Annotated in this window: 14 protein-coding genes; 6 read left to right on the forward strand and 8 right to left on the reverse strand. The window is 69.3% G+C overall.

Going from position 1 to position 18,595, the window contains the following annotated elements; translation table 11 throughout:
* The first annotated feature begins 124 nt into the window (after positions 1 to 124).
* Positions 125 to 1,831 carry an ATP-binding protein gene (locus NR798_RS23300; protein WP_375773683.1) on the forward strand — a complete coding sequence of 569 codons (1,707 nt, stop codon included), beginning with the start codon at positions 125 to 127 and terminating at the stop codon, positions 1,829 to 1,831.
* Between the two features lie 101 nt (positions 1,832 to 1,932).
* On the opposite strand, the gene NR798_RS23305 is transcribed toward NR798_RS23300, so the two are convergent.
* Both NR798_RS23305 and NR798_RS23310 read right to left on the reverse strand, forming a co-directional pair.
* The gene (locus NR798_RS23305; RefSeq protein WP_375773684.1) at positions 1,933 to 4,089 is read right to left on the reverse strand and encodes a spermidine synthase; all 2,157 of its coding nucleotides are present in this window, start codon (positions 4,087 to 4,089) and stop codon (positions 1,933 to 1,935) included.
* A gap of 19 nt (positions 4,090 to 4,108) precedes the next feature.
* Positions 4,109 to 5,353 carry a cytochrome P450 gene (locus tag NR798_RS23310; RefSeq protein ID WP_375773685.1) on the reverse strand — a complete coding sequence of 415 codons (1,245 nt, stop codon included), beginning with the start codon at positions 5,351 to 5,353 and terminating at the stop codon, positions 4,109 to 4,111.
* 169 nt (positions 5,354 to 5,522) lie between these two features.
* Between NR798_RS23310 and NR798_RS23315 the strand changes: the two genes are divergently transcribed.
* The 4 genes from NR798_RS23315 (at position 5,523) to NR798_RS23330 (ending at position 10,504) form a co-directional block, all read left to right on the forward strand.
* Positions 5,523 to 6,878 carry a M16 family metallopeptidase gene (locus tag NR798_RS23315; RefSeq protein WP_375773686.1) on the forward strand — a complete coding sequence of 452 codons (1,356 nt, stop codon included), beginning with the start codon at positions 5,523 to 5,525 and terminating at the stop codon, positions 6,876 to 6,878.
* On the forward strand, positions 6,879 to 8,291 hold the full coding sequence (locus NR798_RS23320) for a M16 family metallopeptidase (protein WP_375773687.1): 1,413 nt from the start codon (positions 6,879 to 6,881) through the stop codon (positions 8,289 to 8,291). It abuts the gene before it with no gap.
* Positions 8,288 to 8,986 (forward strand): RluA family pseudouridine synthase, encoded by a 699-nt coding sequence (locus tag NR798_RS23325; protein WP_375773688.1) that lies wholly within the window; start codon positions 8,288 to 8,290, stop codon positions 8,984 to 8,986. Before NR798_RS23320 ends, NR798_RS23325 begins: the two co-directional genes overlap by 4 nt.
* 63 nt (positions 8,987 to 9,049) lie before the next feature.
* Positions 9,050 to 10,504 (forward strand): serine hydrolase, encoded by a 1,455-nt coding sequence (locus NR798_RS23330; protein WP_375773689.1) that lies wholly within the window; start codon positions 9,050 to 9,052, stop codon positions 10,502 to 10,504.
* Between the two features lies 1 nt (position 10,505).
* Here NR798_RS23330 and NR798_RS23335 read toward each other — a convergent pair whose 3' ends face one another.
* The 4 genes from NR798_RS23335 to NR798_RS23350 are packed head-to-tail and all read right to left on the reverse strand — an operon-like array spanning position 10,506 to position 14,900.
* Entirely contained in the window at positions 10,506 to 10,763 is a 258-nt protein-coding gene (locus NR798_RS23335) for a hypothetical protein (RefSeq protein WP_375773690.1), read from the reverse strand.
* 8 nt (positions 10,764 to 10,771) lie between these two features.
* Entirely contained in the window at positions 10,772 to 11,761 is a 990-nt protein-coding gene (locus tag NR798_RS23340; RefSeq protein ID WP_375773691.1) for an FAD binding domain-containing protein, read from the reverse strand.
* Positions 11,762 to 11,778: 17 nt separating this feature from the next.
* The gene (locus tag NR798_RS23345) at positions 11,779 to 14,259 is read right to left on the reverse strand and encodes a xanthine dehydrogenase family protein molybdopterin-binding subunit (RefSeq protein WP_375773692.1); all 2,481 of its coding nucleotides are present in this window, start codon (positions 14,257 to 14,259) and stop codon (positions 11,779 to 11,781) included.
* Positions 14,259 to 14,900 (reverse strand): (2Fe-2S)-binding protein, encoded by a 642-nt coding sequence (locus tag NR798_RS23350; protein WP_375773693.1) that lies wholly within the window; start codon positions 14,898 to 14,900, stop codon positions 14,259 to 14,261. The genes NR798_RS23345 and NR798_RS23350 overlap by 1 nt, the downstream gene beginning before the upstream one ends.
* Positions 14,901 to 15,110: 210 nt before the next feature.
* Here NR798_RS23350 and NR798_RS23355 point away from each other — a divergent pair, with 210 nt between their 5' ends.
* Positions 15,111 to 17,036, forward strand: coding sequence for a DUF4215 domain-containing protein (locus tag NR798_RS23355; protein WP_375773694.1), 1,926 nt, complete (start codon positions 15,111 to 15,113; stop codon positions 17,034 to 17,036).
* A 45-nt stretch (positions 17,037 to 17,081) separates the two neighbouring features.
* Here the strand turns inward: NR798_RS23355 and NR798_RS23360 are convergent, their stop codons facing one another.
* Complete coding sequence (locus tag NR798_RS23360; RefSeq protein WP_375773695.1) at positions 17,082 to 17,831, reverse strand: dienelactone hydrolase family protein; 750 nt, start codon at positions 17,829 to 17,831, stop codon at positions 17,082 to 17,084.
* A 6-nt stretch (positions 17,832 to 17,837) separates the two neighbouring features.
* Positions 17,838 to 18,218 carry a DUSAM domain-containing protein gene (locus NR798_RS23365; RefSeq protein ID WP_375773696.1) on the reverse strand — a complete coding sequence of 127 codons (381 nt, stop codon included), beginning with the start codon at positions 18,216 to 18,218 and terminating at the stop codon, positions 17,838 to 17,840.
* Positions 18,219 to 18,595 lie beyond the last annotated feature (377 nt).

An 18,595-nucleotide genomic window follows, 5' to 3' on the forward strand; every position in this document is an offset into this window, starting at 1 on the left:
GGATTTAGTTGATGATCCAGAGTGTCCCAAAACGGCCAAAGGGGGTCAGGGGGGTATTGCCAAAGTGCGATCCTGGTTATCGAATTCGGAGAAGTTGAGAATTTCGGAGCAGGTGAGCGGAAGGATGGAGTGCCCCAATCACGCTGGCAGGGCCGGAACGGGGGACCCGGCGAGCGAGCTGCGTGCCAGCCACCTGTTGTTGAAGGCGCTCACGGAGGTGCAGACGGAGTTCATCCAGGGCCACGAGGTGCACCGGCTCTTCGACAAGCTGCTGTCGGTGCTGTTGAAGCTGACGGGCAGCGAGTACGGCTTCATCGGCGAGGTGCTGCGCACGCCCGAGGGCCAGCCCTTCCTGCGCACCCACGCCATCACCAACATCGCCTGGACGCCGGAGCTGCGGGAGTTCTACGCCCGCGAGGCGCCCAAGGGCATGGAGTTCAAGAATCTCCAGACGCTCTTCGGGGCGGTGATGACGAGCGGCGAGCCGGTGGTGTCCAACGCCCCGGCCGTGGATTCGCGGAGGGGAGGGCTGCCCGAGGGACACCCGCCGCTGCTCGGCTTCCTGGGGCTGCCCTTCCACTCGGCCACGGAGATGGTGGGCATGGTGGGAATCGCCAACCGTCCCGGAGGTTACGACGAGGGGGTCATCGCCTTCCTGCAACCGTTCCTGGCCACGTGCTGCGCCATCCTCCAGGGCGTGCGCAGCGAGCGGCGGAGGCGCCAGGCCGAGGAGGAGCAGCGGCGCTCGTCGGAGAGCTTCCGCACCCTCATCGAGCGCAGCCCGGATGCGATCTTCATCCACCGGGAGGGCCAGGTGCTCTTCGCCAACTCGGCCGCGGCGGGCCTGCTGGGCCATGCGTGCGGCTCGTTGCTGCGGGGCCGGCCCATCACGGAGCTCGTGCAGCCCGGGAACGAGGCGGCGCTCACCGAGCCCTCCAGTGTCAGCGCGCCCCACGAGGTGTTGCTTCGGCACCGCGAGGGCCGGCAGGTGCTGGCCGAGGTGGTGACGCTCTCGCTGGTGTTCGACGGGCAGCCCGCCACGGTGTCCATCGCCCGTGACATCACCGAGCGCCGGCAGGTGCAGGAGCAGCTGCGGGCCTCCGAGCGCATGGCCTCGCTGGGGACGCTCGCGGCCGGCGTGGCCCATGAAATCAACAACCCCCTGTCGTACATGCTGAGCAACCTGCGCTTCGTGGACGACGAGCTGTCCGCGCTGGCCGGCTCGAGCGAGGGGCTCGCGGGGGAGCGGGGGCAGGAGATCCGAGACGCGCTGAAGGAGGCCCTCTCCGGCAGCCAGCGCGTGGTGGACATCGTGAAGGACCTGAAGACGTTCTCGCGCAACAGCGACGAGGAGCGGCGCGGGCCGGTGGACATCCAGGCGGTGCTCGACCTGTGCGGGAACATGGCCTGGAGCGAGATCCGCCACCGCGCGCGGCTGGTGAAGGACTACGGCGGAGTGCCGCCCGTGTACGCCAACGAGTCACGGCTCGGGCAGCTCTTCCTCAACCTGATCATCAACGCCGCGCAGGCGATTCCCCACGGGAACATCCGGGAGAACGAGGTCCACGTCTCCACGAGGTACGAGGAGGAGCAGGTGGTGGTGTCGGTGAGGGACACGGGGGTGGGAATTCCCGAGGAGAACCTGGGCAAGCTGTTCAATGCCTTCTTCACCACCAAGCCGGTGGGGGTGGGCACGGGGCTGGGCCTGTCCATCTGCCACGGCATCATCACGGAGCTGGGCGGGCGCATCGCGGTGCGGAGCGAACCGGGGAAGGGGACCACGTTCCAGGTCTTCCTGCCGGTGGGCGAGCCGCAGGGCGCCGCGCCCTGACTCCCTCTCCCCCCGGGAGAGGGTTGGGGTGAGGGTGCCTGGGTCTGTTCTTCAACCCGTGGCCCACCACGGGTTCCCAGGGGCACACGTTCGCCTGGCCCTCACTCCCGCCCGCGAGGCTCGCGCCGGAGCACGGGCAGCACGCTGTGGTGCTCGTCCGTCCAGAGGATGGGCGGTGCCCCCTCCAACTCCTCCTGGCGATACACGCGCGCGGCCGTGCGAGTGAAAGTAGGGCCCTGCGAGAAGTCCGCGTCCGGGGCGAGCAGCACCCAGGCACTGCGCAGCGTGTCACCCTGGGTGCCGGTGATGACGAGCGTGGCGTGCATGCCGGAGTCGCGAGCGTGCGCGAGCGTGACGGGGAGCAGATCCAGGTGCGAGCTGCTGATGTGCAGCGCCAGCACGCCGCGGGGCGCCAGGTGCGCTCGGTACAGGGCCACGGCCTCGCGCGTGAGCAGGTGCATGGGGATGGCGTCCGAGCTGAAGACGTCCAGCGCGAGCACGTCGAAGCCCCGCGCCTCGCCGCGCTCCAGCTCCCGCTCCAGGGAGATGCGCGCGTCGCCCTGCACCACCTCCACCCGGGCCCGCGTGTCGCGCAGGAAGCTGAAGTAGCCGCCCTCGCCCCTGGCCAGCGCGATGACGGCCGGGTTGATCTCATAGAAGCGCACCGAGTCGGCGGGCCCCGCGAGCGCGGCGCTCGTGCCCACGCCCAGGCCCAGCACGCCGATGCGCAGGGCCGGTGCCGGACCCGAGGCCTCGCGCAGCCGCCGTTGCTCGGCGATGGCCAGTCCCAGGCCGCTGTCCCGCGTGAAGTAGGCCGTGGGCCGGCTCCGGCGCGAGGGCTCGGCGAGCTGGAAGCCGTGAGTGGTGGTGCCGTGCTTGAGCGAGAACAGGTGCCGCTCCGGGTCTCCCACGCCCAGCTCCAGCACCTGCACCACGCCGAAGAAGTTGCGCACCGTCACCCGCACCTCGCGACGGATGTCCAGCAGCGACACGCCGATCCCCACCACTCCGGCGGCGAGCACGAACACCCGGGCCAGCCGCCCCAGCCGCGCCAGCACCCCCTCGTTGGCGGGAGACGAAAGCATCGGCACCAGCGCCACGAGACAGCACGCGGCGAGCGCCAACGGGTACTCGCCATAGGTGTCGAAGACGCGCGGCGCCACCAGGCCGACGAACACCCCGCCGAGCGCGCCGCCCGCGGACACCTGGAGGTAGAAGGCGCTCAGGTGGCGCGGTGCCGGACGCAGGCGGTACAGCTCGCCGTGGCACACCATGCAGCCGGCCAGCAGCGCGCCCCCATACGCGAGGAGCTGGAAGGACAGCGGCCAGTGGGGCCCTTCGAAGAGGGCGCGCAGCACGCCGCCCACCGAGACGATGAGCAGGGGCACCCAGACGGCGCGGCGGTAGAAGGCCTCGCGCTCGAAGGTGAGGATGAAGGTGAGGAGGTAGAGCCCCAGGGGCAGCACCCAGAGGAAGGGCCCGGCGGCCACGTCCCGTGAGAGCTGGTTCGTCGTGGCCAGCAGCAGCACCGACGCGCAGGCGCTCAGCCCGAGCCACGCCAGCGAGTGCCACGCCCCGGGCCGCTGCGTGTCGCCGGCGGCCCCGGGCCCGTCCTGCTCCGGAGCCTGCCCGGGGGCTGGCGCCTCGGCGCGCTTCCACACGTCCCAGGCGCACGCGGCGCACCCGGCGGTGAAGATCAGGAAGCCCCCGCCCCAGGCCAGCCCCTGGGCCGAGCGGGAGAGGGCGGGCTCGATGAGGAAGGGGTAGCCCAGCAGCGCGAGCAGCGAGCCGGCGTTGGACAGGGCATAGAGCCGGTAGGGGGAGACCCCCGGCCGCGCGCGGCTGAACCAGCTCTGCAAGAGGGGCGCGGTGGTGGACAGCACGAAGAAGGGGAGCCCGAGCGTGACGGCCAGCATCGCCAGCAGCCGGCCGGTGAGCAGCGCTTCGTTTCCGGAGGAGCGCCACTCGGGCCCGGGTGCCACCGGAGAGCCCGTCAGCAGCGCGCGCCCCGCGAGCACTCCCACCGCGACCACGAGCAGTCCCAGGTGCAGCTGGACCTGCCGGCGCGGGGGGAGCCGCGTGGCACTCGCGTGCGCGTAGGCGTAGCCCGCCAGGAGCGCGCCCTGGAAGAAGAGCATGCACGTCGTCCACACGGCGGGCGTGCCGCCGAACCAGGGCAGCGCGTACCGGCCCACCAACGGCTGGACGCCGAAGAGCAGGAAGGCACTGGTGAAGAGCGTGAAGGCGTAGCGGGCCATGGGGTGGGGCTCGGGAGGCTCAGGCGGCCTGGGCGGGCTGGTGCCGCTCGGCCCTCAGCCGGAGGCTCTTGGGGCCCCGGATGAGGAAGGCCTGGTTCCAGGGGATGGTGGCCTCCTGGCCCGGGGCGAACGAGACGCGCCGCACCCGGCGGAAGAGCTCCTCGAAGGCCACCTTCGCCTCGAGCCGCGCCAGCGGAGCACCCAGGCAGAAGTGGATGCCGTGGCCGAAGGAGACGTGGCCCTGGGCCTCGCGCGTGACGTCGAACCTGTCCGGCTCGGGGAACCGGCGCGGATCCCGGTTGGAGGCCCCCAGCAGCAGCAGGACCCGCGAGCCCTTGGGCACGGGATGGCCGGAGATCTCCGTATCCTCGAGTACCACCCGGATGAGGGCCTGCGCCGGGCTGTCGTAGCGCAGCATCTCCTCGATGGCGTTGGGCATGAGCGAGGGGTCCGCCGCCAGCCGCTCCCACTCCGAGGGGTTGCGCAGCAGGGCCACCAGGCCATTGCCGATCAGGTTGGTGGTGGTCTCGTTGCCGGCGACGAGCAGCAACCGGGTGAAGGCCATGATGTCCAGGGTGGAGAGGAAGCCGCCCTCGGCCTCGCTCGCCTCGATGAGCGCGCTGATGAGATCGTTGCGCGGCTCGCGGCGGCGCCGCTCGACGGCGGCCTCCAGGTACGCGTGGAACTCCAGCAGGCTCTCCCTCACCCGCGCCACCTCGCCGATCCTTCCCGGCAGGGTGATGGCGAGCAGGACGTCGTCCGACCAGCGCTTGAAGTCCAGGCGGCGCTCGGGCTCCACGCCGAGCATCTCGGCGATGACGATGACGGGCAGCGGCGCGGCGAACTCCCGGATCAGCTCGAACTCCTCCTGGGCGAGCATGGCGTCGAGCAGCTCGCTGGACAGCTCGCGGATGCGCGGCTCGAGCTCGGCGATGCGGCGGGGCGTGAAGGCGCGGCTCACCAGGGTACGCAGGCGGGTGTGCAGGGGCGGGGCCGAGGTGAGGAGGTTGTTCTCGGACTGGAAGTGGCGCAGCACGTCCTCGCCGAGCTCCTTGGGCATCATCGCGCCGGGCGCCATCAGCTTCGAGGAGAACAGGGCCGGATTCTTGAGGACGGACGTGATGTCCTCGTGGCGGGTAAGGACGTAGCAGCCCCTCATGAGGGACTCGACGAACTGGACCGGGCCGGCCTCTCGCAGCGAGGCATAGAAGGGGTAGGGATCGAGCGTGACCTCGGGGGTCAGCCTGGGGGCGAGCGGTTGCATCAGGGCTCCAGACGCGGGAGGCCTGGAGTATGCCGTGCCCGGGCGCCGCATGCCCTCCCTGTCCGGACACCGGGCGGGCTAGCGAAAACCCAGATTGTGGATGCCCGACACTCGGGAGCCGAAAGCCGTGCTTCCCCCCGAGGGAAGCCGTGTATACGGTGGATCACCTATGGCGAAGGCACCCGCGAACCCCGCCGTGCGCATGGCGGATCCCGTCCTGCAGTCCCTCTTCGACGTCCAGGAGGCCACGCTGCCCAATGGCCTCCGCGTCCGTCTCCTGGCCAACCACGACACGCCGGTGGTGAGCCTCTACACCTTCTTCCAGGTGGGCAGCCGCAACGAGCGCCCCGGCATCACCGGCATCAGCCACCTGTTCGAGCACATGATGTTCAACGGGGCCAAGAAGTACGGCCCCAAGATGTTCGACAAGGTGCTCGAGTCGAACGGAGGCCGCTCCAACGCGTACACGTCCACGGACATGACCGTGTACTACGAGGACTTCGCCTCGGACGCGCTGGAGACGGTGTTGGACCTGGAGTCGGACCGGATGCGCGCGCTGCGCATCGACGACGAGGCGCTGGAGAGCGAGCGCCAAGTGGTGATGGAGGAGCGCCGCGTCCGCGTGGACAACGACATCACCGGGACGATGGACGAGGAGCTGGGCACGCTCATCTGGAAGGCCCACGCGTACCGCTGGCCGGTCATCGGGTGGGAGAAGGACATCGAGAACATCACCCGCAAGGACTGCGAGCAGTACTTCCGCACGTACTACGCGCCCAACAACGCGGTGCTCTACATCTGCGGGGACATCGACCCGAAGCAGACGCTGGCGCTGGTGCGCCGCTACTACGGGGACATCCCCAAGGGCCCCAAGCCCGAGGCCGTGCTCAACGCCGAGCCCGTGCAGAAGGGCGAGCGCCGCGCCGAGGTGCGCCACCCCGCCCAGTCTCCGGCGCTGATGCTCGCCTGGCACGGCCCGGCGGCGCGCAGCGAGGACACGCTCCTGCTGGACATCATCCAGTACGCGCTGACGAAGGGCGAGGGCAGCCGGCTGGTGAAGAAGCTCGTCTATGACACGCAGCTGGCCGTGTCGGTGATGGTGGACTGGGGCTGGCGGGTGGATCCCGGCGCCATCATCGTCTACCTGGAGCTCAAGCCGGACTCGGATCCTCGCAAGGTGGAGGAGGCCCTGTACGCCGAGCTGGCGCGCGTGGCCACCGAGGGCCTGACGGAGCGCGAGCTGCAGAAGGCGAAGAACAACCTGCGGGCGGATCACCTGCGGGAGCTGGCGACGAACAGCGGGCGGGCGCACGCCATGGGCCACTACGAGGCGCTGCTCGGCTCGTGGCGGGACGGGCTGACGCTGCCCTCGGTGTACGCGGCCGCCACGAACGAGCAGGTGAAGGCGGTGGCGGCGAAGTACTTCGCTCCCGAGCGCCGCTCGGTGGTGACGCTCATCCCCTCCGCGCCTGGAGCCACGGACGAAGCCCCGGACGAAGCCGCTGACGGAAAGGACGCCGAGTAGATGGCCCCCCGAGTCACGAAGAAGACGGTGAAGAAGGCGGCGGCGAAGGCCGTGAAGGCCGTGAAGAAGGTAGCGCGCAAGGCGGAGCCGACTCCGGCCGCCGTGACGCTGCCCGCCCTGCACGAGAGCACCACGTCCAGCGGGCTGAAGGTGCTGGCCGCCCAGCGCGGCGTGCTGCCACTGGTGGCCATGCGGCTGATCATCCGCGCCGGCAGCGCGGTGGATCCGGCGGACAAGCACGGCCTGTCGGACTTCACGGCGCGGCTGATGCGCCGGGGCACGGCGAAGCTGAGCGCGGACGAACTCGACGAGACGATCGAGTTCGTGGGCGCGAGCTTCTCGGTGGGCAGCAGCGAGGACGTGCTGTCGCTCTTCGTCACCACGCCCGCGGAGCACTTCCCGGAGATGCTGTCCGTGCTGGGGCAGCTGGTGCGCGAGCCCTCCTTCCCGGAGCGCGAGGTGGAGCTGGCGCGCGAGCGCGTGCTGGCGGGCTTCGTGAATGATCTGGACGATCCGTCGGTGGTGGCGGACCGGGCCTTCACGCGGGCGCTGTGGGGCAACCACCCGTACGGGCACGACGTGGGGGGCAGCGCGGCGCACGTGCGCACCTTCACGCGGGACGATCTGGTGCGCTTCCACCGTGAGCGGATGGGGCCCCGGGTGGCGCTGCTGTCCGTGGTGGGCGCGGTCAGCCCGGAGCTGGTGGCGCGCGAGGCGGAGAAGGCCTTCGCGGGCTGGGAGGGCGGTCCGGAGGCGCCGGTGGAGCTGCCGGCGCTGGACACGGTGGCCTCGGGCCGGATCCTCGTGGTGGACAAGCCGGAGCAGACGCAGACGCAGGTGCGCATCGGCGGGCGGGGCTTCCGGGTGGGCCATCCGGACTACTTCCCGGCCGCGGCGATGAACAACGTGCTGGGCGGTGGCTTCACCTCGCGGCTGGTGAACGAGGTGCGCGTGGAGCGCGGCCTGACGTACGGCATCCACAGCTACTTCGAGATGATGAACGCGGGAGGCGTGTTCGGCATCTCCACGTTCACCCAGACGGAGAAGACGCGGGAGATCATCGACGTGTCGCTCGCCGAGGTGGCGAAGGTGCGCCAGAAGGGCATCACCCCGGCGGAGCTGAAGAAGGCCCAGCGGTACCTGGCGGGGCTGTACCCGCTGCGGACGGAGACGAACGAGTCGGTGGCCTCGGTCATCAGCGACATCCGGGTGCACGGGCTCGGGGACGACTGGGTGGAGAAGTTCCGGGAGCGGCTGCTGGCGGTGAAGCCGAAGCAGACGGTGGAGGTGGCGGAGAAGTACCTGTTCCCGCAGGCGCCGCTGATCGTGCTGGTGGGCAAGGCGTCCGAGGTGAAGAAGCAGCTGACGGGGCTGGGGCCGGTGACGGTGGTACCGGCCTCGGACTACGAGTGAGCGGCGTCCGCGTTCTTTTCGAGGGCGCGGGGCTGCTCGCGGTGGACAAGCCCGCGGGGATGCTGGTCATCCCCGGCCGGGCCGAGGGCGGAGGCCCGTCGCTGCGCGAGGTGCTGGAGGCGCAGCTGAAGCGCAAGGTGTTCGTGGTGCACCGGTTGGATCGGGACACCTCGGGGGTGATGGTGTTCGCCCTGGAGGCCGCGGTGCACCGGACGCTGTCCATGGCCTTCGAGGCCGGGAAGGTGCACAAGCGCTACCTGGCGCTGGTGGAGGGCCGGGTGGAGGCGCCGCGGGTGGTGGACGCGGCGCTGGTGCCGGCGCGCAAGGGACGCATGCGGGTGGCGAGGCCGGGTGAGGAGGGCAAGCCCTCGCGGACGCGGGTGAGGCCGGTGGAGGTGTTCACGGCAGCCTCGCTGGTGGAGGCCGAGCCCATGACGGGGCGGACGCATCAGATCCGCGTGCACCTGCTGTCCGAGGGACATCCCCTGCTGGTGGATCACCAGTACGGGCGGGACGAGCCGTTGAAGGCGAAGGACGTAGGCGGGGAAGGGGAGGAGGAGGTGCTGTCGCGCACGCCCCTGCACGCGGCGAGGCTGGAGTGGCCGGCGCTGCCGGGCGTGGAGGCGAGGGCGCTGGAGTCCCCCCTGCCCGAGGACATGGCGAGGACCGTGGAGCTGCTGCGCAAGCGAAGCTGATTGACGTTCCATCCCATCCGGGTTCGAGTCCGGACCGAATCCGTTCAACAGATGGGGGATCGAATGCATTGGCTCCATGCGCGCGTCGTGAGCGCGCTCGTCGTCTTCGTGCTGGCCCTGCCCGCGGCCGAAGCAGCAACGCGGCAGCAGGAGATTGACCGGCTCGTCACGAAGTACAACCAGCTGCGCCAGTTCAACGGCACCGTGCTCGTCGCGGACGAGAAGGGCCTCGTCCTCAAGAAGGGCTACGGCCAGGCGAACTTCGAATGGCAGCTGCCGAATACCCACGACACGAAGTTCCGCCTCGGCTCCATCACGAAGCAGTTCACCTCGATGGTCATCATGCAGCTCGCCGCCGAGGGGAAGCTCTCGCTCGATGACAAGCTGACGAAGCACCTGCCGGACTACCGCAAGGACACGGGCGACCGCGTCACCATCTCCCACCTGCTGAACCACACCTCGGGCATCCCGAGCTACACGTCGTCGCCCACGTTCTTCGCGAACGACTCGCGCGATCCCTACTCTGTCGCGGACTTCGTGAAGAAGTTCGCCAGCGGCGACCTCGAGTTCGAGCCCGGCACGAAGTTTTCGTACAACAACTCCGGCTACTTCCTGCTCGGCGCCATCATCGAGAAGCTCACCGGGATGACGTATGCGCAGGCGCTCCAGCAGCGGATCTTCGGCCCGCTGGGGATGAAGAACACCGGCTATGACGTCCACGCGACGGTGCTCCCGAAGCGCGCGAGTGGCTATCAGTTCGGGCCTGGCGGGCTGGTCAACGCGCCCTACCTCGACATGGGGCTCCCGTACGCGGCCGGCTCCCTGTACTCGACGGTGGAGGACCTCTATCTCTGGGACCGCGCGCTCTACCTCGACACGCTGCTCCCCGCGCCGCTCAAGCAGCAGCTGTTCACGCCGGGCATGAACCAGTACGCCCATGGGTGGGTCGTGCATCCGATCATGCTGAACGATGGCAAGACGGAGCTCGCCTCCATCGGCCACTCGGGCGGCATCAACGGCTTCGCCACGCTCCTCATCCGCGCCCCCGAGCGCAAGGAGCTCGTCGTGCTCCTCGACAACACGGCGCGCGGCGACAAGCTCATGGATCTCGCGGCCGGAGTGCTGAGCATCCTCCACCGCATCCCGCCCCAGCAGCCCCGGGAGGCGATCGGGGAGGTCGTGATGGCGACCCTCGGCAAGTCATCCGTGGCGGAGGCCATCGCCCGGTACAAGACCCTCAAGGCGACGAAGGCGGCCGAGTACGACTTCTCCGCGCAGGAGCTGAATCGCGTCGGATATCAGTTGCTGGGCACCGGGCGCTCGGCGGACGCGATCGAGATCTTCAAGCTCAACGTGGAGGTGTTTCCCGGCGATGGGAACGCCTACGACAGCCTGGCCGAGGCGTACATGAAAAGCGGCAACAAGGAGCAGGCGGTCGTCAACTACCGCCGCTCCCTGGAGCTGACCCCTGCCAACGCGAACGCGGTGGAGATGCTCAAGAAGCTCGAGGCTCCCTGAGTCACTCCAGGACCCGCCCCCCCTCGGACCCTTCCTCCGAGGGGGCGCGGAAGCAGAGGCGCCCCTCTCCGCAGACATGCGGGTGCACCTGTTCGTCGTCGGGCCCCACGCTCTCGCCCGTCGCGACGCACCAGAACGTCGCCGTCGAGACGTAGCCTACCTCCCAGGCCACCGCCGAGTCGTACCGGACGCCCGGCGTTCCCTTCGAACGCACCCGCCGGCAAACGCGCGGCGGCTTCTGCTCGGTGCTCGAGTCCATGCGCTCCCTCAGGCCGCCGCCGCGGCGAGCACCGTCCGGCGGATCACCGCTTCGAGGACCGGAACCTTGTAGGCGTTCTTCGACAGCGGCGTCGCCCCGCTCACGGCCGCCTTCGCCGCCTGCCGCGCGAGATCCTCATTGAGCGTCTTGCCCACGAGGAGCTTCTCCGCTTCCGCGAACCGCCGGGGCGTGGGCGCGACCCAGCCGAGGGCGATCGCCGCCTGCCGGACGACCTTCCCGTCCATCTGCAGCACCACCGCGACGTCGCAGATGGGCCAGTCGTAGCTCTCCCGCTCGCCCTGCTTGTGGTACGCCGCCTTCGTTCCCGCCGGCAGGGCCGGGAGGCGCACGCGCGTCAACAGCTCGTTGGGCGCGATGAGCGTGTCGGTCGTGCGCTTCATGTCCGGCGGCAACAGGAACTCGGATACGGGCACCACCCGCGACTTGCCCCCGGGGCCGGTCAGCTCGACCGAGGCCCCGTAGGCCACCAGGGCCGTGGCCGGCGTAGAGGCGTGCACCATCACCGTGCGCTGGTTGTCGAAGATGGCGTGGTACTGGTTCTGCCCCTCGCGGACCCGCTCGACGTCATCGCCCCCGGCCTGGTGGAAGTAGTCGTAGCGGAAGTACCAGCAGCGGGGCCGCTGGAGCAGGTTCCCGCCGATGGTGGCGGCATTGCGGACCTGGGGCGTCGCGGCATGCTCCGCTGCGTCCGAGAGCGCCACGTAGCGGCGGCGTACCTCGGGCTCCTTCGACACCCGGCTCAGCGTCACCAGGGTGCCCAGCTCCAGGCCCTGTTTGGCGTCGAAGCGCACCCCGTCCAGTCCCTTGATGGTCTTGAGGTTGACCACCCGCTGAGGGGCCACCACGCCGTTCTTCATCAAGTCCAGCAGGTCCATGCCGCCGGCCTTCGCGACGACCGGCTTGCGCTCGCTGCCTTCACCCAGCAGCGAGACGGCCTGCTCCACGGATTCAGCATCCACCCATTCGAAGCTCTGCATGCATCCTCCGGTTCGTCTCAGCCGCGCAGCGCCGCGAGCACGTTCGCGGGCGTCATCGGGAGCGTTCGAATGCGCTTGCCCGTCGCGTTGTAGAAGGCATTGGCCACCGCCGCCGCCGTCGCCACGTTGGCGGGCTCGGCCACTCCGCGCGCATCCGTCGAGGACTGCGCCCCCAATTGCTCGAGCAGCATGACCTCGATCTTCGGTACCTCGCGGGCACCGACGATCTTGTACTGATCCACGTTGGCGTTGAGCTGCTGGCCGCTCGCGGGATCCAGGTGCCGCTCCTCGTAGAGGGCGTAGCTCACGCCCTGAATCACGCCTCCGTAGATCTGGCTCTCGGTGAGCTTGGGGTTGATAGGGCGCCCGCAGTCATGCACCGCGACCACCCGCTCCACCTTGACGATACCGGTCTCCGTGTCGACCGCGACCTCGGCGAACTGCACGCCTCCGATGCCATGCCGGCTGACGGCGATGTCGGGGGTCGAGAACATGTACCCGTCGTAGTCGTCACGGCGCTCGGCCCGGTGGGAGATCTCATCGAACCTGGCCTTCTTCACCGCCTCGCGGAAGGGCATCGCCGACGAGGCCTTGCCCTTCACCATCACCTTGCCGTCGGCGAAGACGATGTCGTCCGCGTTCGCCTTGAACACGGGGGCCAGCCGGGAGGCCAGCTCCCGGGCGCAGCGGTACGCGGCGTTGCGAGCAGCGGGCGTCAGGGAGCTGGTGACCCGGCTGCCGCCCGAGGCGGGCCCCCTCGGATAACGGGAGTCGCCGATATGGGAGCCAATGTCCTCGGCGCGCAGGCCGAACTCCTCGGCCACCACCTGCGCGAAGATGGTCCGCGTCCCCGTCCCGATGTCCTGCGTGCTGCTGAAGGCCTCGACGGAGCCATCCCCCGACACCCGCACCTCACACGCGCTGTGAGGATGGACCAGGTAGAGCCACTGGGACTGGGCGAACCCGATTCCCCGCTTGATGGGTCCCTTGTCGGAGCCCGCGGGCCGCCGCTTGCTCCAGCCGGCTCGCTCGGCTCCGATCCGGCGCTCGTGGGCGCGGGCCAGACTATCGTCCGTGTCCGAGACGTCGATCTTCGCCCGCAGCGCGAGCGGATCCATCCCGATCTTCTCCGCCAGCTCGTCGATGGTCTGCTCGAGGGCGAAGATGCCCTGCACCTGGCCGGGTGCACGGAAGGCGGCGCAGGGCCCGGCATTGGTGAAGACGTCGTACTGCTCCACCAGCACGTTGGGGCACTCGTAGAGCGTGGAGTGGCAGAAGCCGACTCCCGCGCCGCCGGCCACGCCTCCGCTGCCGTGGGCCTGGACCTGGAGCGCCACGAGCGAGCCGTCGCGCTTCGCGCCCAGCTTGAGCCGCTGGATGCTGTTGGGCCGATTGCCGCCCGAGACGTGCTCTTCCCGGCGGTCCAGGATCATCCGCACCGGCGCCTTGGCCTTGCGCGACAGGTGGATGGCGAGCAGCCCGTAGTTGCCAATGCCGTACTTCGCCCCGAAGCCGCCGCCGGTGAAGTCGCTGATCACCCGGACCTTGCCCTTCGGGAGATCGAAGAGCTCGGCCGCGTCTTCCCGGACGCTCGAGACGAACTGGGTGGAGGCGTAGAGCGTGAGCTCATCGTCCTTCCAATCGGCGACGAGCCCGTGCGGCTCCATGGGCACATGGGTCTGCACCTGGGTGCGGTACTCCGCCTCGATCACCACGTCGGACTCGCTGAGCCCCTTGGCGACGTCCCCGCGAGGCCCCACGCCGCGGGGCTTCGTGTCGGGACCGCGCACGTTGCCCTTCTGGGGAAGGCCCGGGGGCGCGCCTCCGCCTCCCGCCGTCGCCGGCTGCTCGGTGGGGCCGGGGAAGACGCGAGGCGCGTCCTCCTTCATCGCCGCCTCGAGCTCGGAGACATGGGGGAGGGGCTCGTACTCGACCTTGATCAGCCGCGCCGCGGCCTCGGCGGCACGGGGGCTGTCGGCCGCCACCGCCGCGATGGGCTGGCCCGCGTAGCGGACCGTGGGGTAGCGGGTGTTCTGCTCCGCCTTGGGGTCACGCAACTGCGCGGACGAGAGCAGGCGCTCCTGGATGTGGATGGCACGCACGCCCGGGTAGCGCTCGGCCGCCGAGGTGTCGATGGACTTGATGCGCGCATGGGGCAGCGTCGCGACGACCCACTTGCCCCAGAGCATTCCGGGCAGCTGCACATCGAAGGTGTAGCGGGCCCGGCCGGTGACCTTCTCGATTCCATCCAGGCGCGAGACCGGCTTGCCAATGGACTTGAGCTTCGCGTTCTCGGGCAGGGGAGGGGGCTCGTCCTGGGGCACCCGCCGGGTGACCTCTTTCATGCCCGCGCCGACAATCCCATACGGCATGGCCTGCTGCCTCGAGGGCCCTGGGTTCGGCTGGGGCTGCTGGGGCGCGCCCTGTTGTTCCTGCGGCTGTCCGCCACCGGGCTTGTTGGAAGCCCGGGGATCCGTGGTGTCCTTGACCTCTTGCATCAGCTGTTCCCCTTTGCCTTTCCGCCGCCCTGGGCCGCCGCCAGGGTCGCCTTGAAGACGTTGGGATAGGTGCCGCACCGGCAGAGATGGCCACTGACCGCCTGCTTCACGTCGTCGAGCGTGCACTTGGGATTGCGCTCGACCAGCGCGGCGCAGCTCATCACCATGCCGGGCGTGCAGAACCCGCACTGGAGCGCGTCGTTCTCCACGAAGGCGCGCTGGACCGGGTGGAGCTCCTCACCCTTGGCGAGCCCCTCGATGGTGGTGACCTTCCGGCCCCGGGCGTCGAAGGCCAGCGTCATGCAGCTCGCGGCGACCTCGCCGTCGAGCCACACCGTGCAGGCCGAGCAGGCACCGCGGTCGCAGCCCACCTTCGTTCCCGTCATGCCGAGCTGGTGGCGCAGGAGCTCGGCCAGCGTCGTGGCGGGATCCGCCTGGACGGTGACGGTGCGGCCGTTGATGGAGAGGGACAGCGAGGCAGGCTCGGGGCCGACCACCTTGGGCCCGGCGTCCGCTGCTTGCGCGGCGGATGGGGCCAGGGTGGCACTCAGGGCGGAAGCACCCGCGCCCTTGAAGAAAGCGCGGCGGCTGAGCTGGGGAAGCAACGGCTTGGGGACGGAGTCATCATCGGGTGGGGCCAATGTCGAACACTCCTCTCGCCAATCAAGCTACAGGAGCCATCTCGTGGAGGCCCAGCGGGGAGTGTGATGCGTGCGTCTCCAGCTTCGCTTCGTCAACAAAGCGCGGCCAGGGGGTTCGGGCGCTGACGTCCGGCCCCAGGGAAATACGGATGCGGAGCGCGGCGCCCGGCGGGTACGCTGCCCGCTTTCCTCTACTCGTATTGGAATCGCATGAAACGAGAGTCCTGCCCCCCAGTCCGCGGCCCCGGCGCCGTGCTCGTGATGGCGCTGTTGACCCTGCCGCTGCTCTTCGCCTGCCCCGGCTCCGAGACCGGGGATTGCCCCTCGGGGCGGGTCTGCCCCGAGGGCCAGAAGTGCGCCGCCAGCCAGGACATCTGCATCACGACGGACTGTGGCGATGGCACCCGCCAGGCTGGTGAGGCCTGTGACGACGGCAACATCGTCGACGGTGATGGCTGTAACCGCACCTGTACGTCGAACGAGCGCTGCGGCAACGGCATCGTGGACGCCGTGGCCGGCGAGGTCTGTGACGACGGCAACACCCGAGACAACGACGGTTGCAGCGCCGACTGCAAGTCCAGCGAGCTGTGCGGCAATGGTGTCGTGGACCGCCTCCTGGGCGAGGCCTGCGATGACGGGAACACGACCGCGGGCGATGGGTGCAGGGCCGACTGCCTGGCGCTGGAGCGCTGCGGCGATGGCTACCTGGACACCGCGGTGGGTGAGCTGTGCGACGACGGCAACACCACGAGCGGCGACGGCTGCGGCGCCGACTGCAAGTCCAATGAGACGTGTGGCAACGGTTATGTGGACACCGCGGCGGGTGAGCTGTGCGACGACGGCAACACCACGAGCGGTGACGGGTGCGGCGCTGACTGCCGCCCGGACGACAGCTGCGGCGATGGCGTGCGCGACCTCGGCGAGGCGTGCGACGACGGCAACACCACCACCGAGTCCGAGTGTGCCTACGGCACGCCCACCTGCACGGCCTGTGACGCGGCCTGCTCGGCCACGCTCAACCTCACGGGCCGCTACTGCGGTGACGGCTCGAAGAACGATACGAGCGAGGCGTGTGACGACGGCAACACCGTCAACGAGTCGTTCTGCGCGTATGGCACCCCTGCCTGCACCACCTGCAACGCTACCTGCACCGCCACGCTGAACCTCACCGGCCGCGTCTGTGGTGACAGCACCGTCAGCGACAGCGAGGTGTGTGACGACGGCAACACCGTCAACGAGTCGTCCTGCCCCTATGGCATCCCGAGCTGCACCACTTGCAACGCGACCTGCACCGCCCGGCTGACCCTCACGGGCGGCTATTGCGGTGACGGCACCGTCAGCGGCAGCGAGGTGTGCGATGACGGCAACACCGTCAACGAGAGTGCCTGCCCTTATGGCACCGCGAGCTGCACCACCTGCAACGCGGCCTGCACCGCCCGGCTGAACCTCACCGGCGCCTTCTGCGGTGACGGCGTCCTCAACGGTGGCGAGAGCTGTGACGACGGCAACACCGTCAACGAGGGCGCCTGCCCGTATGGTCAGGCGAGTTGCATCACCTGCAACGCGGGCTGCACCGGCACGCTGACGCTCTCCGGTCCCTACTGCGGCGACCGCATCGTCAACGGGGGCGAGGCCTGTGATGACGGCAACACGCTGGCCTGCGGGACCTGCAGTGCCTCGTGCTCGGTCACCCAGCTCGCCAAGGCGGTCGGGCAGATCACCGCCGACTCCGTCGCGGACGGTGAGACGTTCACCCTCCAGGATGGCTTCAATACCGTGGTCTTTGAGTTCGATACGAACGGGACCGTCCTTCCCACGCGAATCCCCGTGAATGTCGTGGCGGGCTCCACGAGCACCGACGTGGCCCTGGCCATCAGGACGGCCATCAATAACGTGGGCCCGGAGCTGCGGATCAGCGCGACGGCCTCCGGAAACATCGTGACCCTCACGCACGATCTGGAGGGCACGATCGGCAACCGGGCCATCACCGAGATGGTCTCGAGCAGCGGATTCCGGGTGGGCGGGATGTCCGGCGGCGCTGGCTACGACTGCCCGGAGGGCACCTCGTGCGGGGTGAACGCGGACTGCGACTACTCTCTGGAGTGCCGGCCCGACGGGGTCTGCGGCCTTCCGTAGGCCCGTGGCCCGGGAGGAGGGCAGGGGCCCGCTGGCCCCTGCTGCTCAGGCCTGGAGCGTCCGGCCGAACAGCTCGAGCAGCTTGCTCCAGTGCCGCTCGGAGGCGTCCTTGTCGTAGGCGGCCATGCCCTCCACCGCGAAGCCGTGACGAGCGCCGGCGTAGAGCTCGGATTGAGCCTTCACGCCGGCCTGCTTCAGGGCCGCCTCCAGCCGCGCGATGGCCTCGGCCGGCATGGAGCCGTCCTGGTCCGCATGGCCGAAGTAGAGCTCGCCCTTCACCTTGCCCACCACGAGGTGAGGGCTCTCGGGCGCGTCAGTGGCCAGGCGCCCGCCATGGAACGAGGCCGCCGCGGCGATCCGATCCGGAAAGCCGGCCGCCATGTGCACCGCGATGGCGCCGCTCATGCAGTAGCCCACCACGCCCACCCGCTGCCCCTTCACCTCCGGCTGTGCGGAGAGGAAGTCGAGCTCGGCGGCGGCGTCCATCATGACCCGCTCGGGCGTCAGCGTCGCGATGAGGCCCAGGATGTGCTTGCGGAACGCCTCGTCCGCGAAGGAGCCGTGCATGTTGAGGAACGGCGCGCGCCCTTCCCGGTAGTAGACGTTCGGCAGCAGCACGACGTAACCCGCCTTGGCCAGCCGGCGCGCCATGGCCTCGAACACCGGCCGGCTTCCCATCGCATCCGTCAGCAGGATGACCCCGGGCCCCTGTCCCAGTCCCTGCCCGTGTCCGTCCGGATGGAACAGCTTCGCGTCCATCGTTCCTTCGCGCGTTTTGATGTCGACGTCTTGCATCACCCTCTAATCCTCCGGGTCGTCCACGTAATCAAGCATGGTCGTGGCATGCTGACGGTAGAGGGGCACGATCTCGACAGCCAACACGCCCTCCAGCACTTCTCTTGCTCCGGCCACGTCGCCTGATTTCTTGCGGCGGTCTGACTCAGCAAACGCCCGGGATAGCCGCCGGCTTCCCTCGAAAATCCGGCGGCGCATCTCGCGCACGAGCGTTTCCGTTCCCTGGGTGGTGAGCAATGCGCGTTCCGCATCGTCATCACTGATAGCGACGTCTCGCGCCACTCGCCGGCAGAGAGCATGTACGTCGGCGTTTGGTTCTATCGCTTCGTTCCGCTCGAGCCTGGCATAGAGCCCAAGCACTTTGTCCCAATCGTGGGGCTCGTTCATTCCTGCATTACCTCTGCTTTGGCCAGCACATGAAGAAAGGCCATTGGCGCTGTCCCTCGCACCAGCGGAAGCAATCGTAGCAGTTGCCCTCCCAACGCGGTTTCTTCTGATCCCTGCACCGGACATAGTTGTCACGGCAGTGCTCCCGCCATCCCTCGTCCGGGTCGTCTGCTCCTTCGCCCGCTCCTTCGTCCGCCTTTCGTTGTAGAGATTCCTCGACCACCACACCGGCCTGAATCGCCGCCTCTATGTCCGCCGCAGTGGCGCCACAAGCGCCCACGGGGTCGAATGGAAACTTCTTGATGCAGCACGTCATGGAGTTGTCGCAGTCAGTGAGGCCGACAGCAGCAGTCCCAGCTGAGCAGCCCGACACGAGC

The sequence above is a fragment of the Archangium gephyra genome, from assembly GCF_042230915.1.
Lineage (GTDB): Bacteria > Myxococcota > Myxococcia > Myxococcales > Myxococcaceae > Archangium > Archangium gephyra_B.

What these genes read in the sequence shown, in the direction of transcription:
- NR798_RS23300 (WP_375773683.1), top strand. Translation starts at nt 125, where the DNA reads ATGGAGTGCCCCAATCACGCTGGCAGGGCCGGAACGGGGGACCCGGCG.
- NR798_RS23305 (WP_375773684.1), bottom strand. Translation starts at nt 4,089, where the DNA reads ATGGCCCGCTACGCCTTCACGCTCTTCACCAGTGCCTTCCTGCTCTTC.
- NR798_RS23310 (WP_375773685.1), bottom strand. Translation starts at nt 5,353, where the DNA reads ATGCAACCGCTCGCCCCCAGGCTGACCCCCGAGGTCACGCTCGATCCC.
- NR798_RS23315 (WP_375773686.1), top strand. Translation starts at nt 5,523, where the DNA reads ATGGCGAAGGCACCCGCGAACCCCGCCGTGCGCATGGCGGATCCCGTC.
- NR798_RS23320 (WP_375773687.1), top strand. Translation starts at nt 6,879, where the DNA reads ATGGCCCCCCGAGTCACGAAGAAGACGGTGAAGAAGGCGGCGGCGAAG.
- NR798_RS23330 (WP_375773689.1), top strand. Translation starts at nt 9,050, where the DNA reads ATGCATTGGCTCCATGCGCGCGTCGTGAGCGCGCTCGTCGTCTTCGTG.
- NR798_RS23335 (WP_375773690.1), bottom strand. Translation starts at nt 10,763, where the DNA reads ATGGACTCGAGCACCGAGCAGAAGCCGCCGCGCGTTTGCCGGCGGGTG.
- NR798_RS23340 (WP_375773691.1), bottom strand. Translation starts at nt 11,761, where the DNA reads ATGCAGAGCTTCGAATGGGTGGATGCTGAATCCGTGGAGCAGGCCGTC.
- NR798_RS23345 (WP_375773692.1), bottom strand. Translation starts at nt 14,259, where the DNA reads ATGCAAGAGGTCAAGGACACCACGGATCCCCGGGCTTCCAACAAGCCC.
- NR798_RS23355 (WP_375773694.1), top strand. Translation starts at nt 15,111, where the DNA reads ATGAAACGAGAGTCCTGCCCCCCAGTCCGCGGCCCCGGCGCCGTGCTC.
- NR798_RS23360 (WP_375773695.1), bottom strand. Translation starts at nt 17,831, where the DNA reads ATGCAAGACGTCGACATCAAAACGCGCGAAGGAACGATGGACGCGAAG.
- NR798_RS23365 (WP_375773696.1), bottom strand. Translation starts at nt 18,218, where the DNA reads ATGAACGAGCCCCACGATTGGGACAAAGTGCTTGGGCTCTATGCCAGG.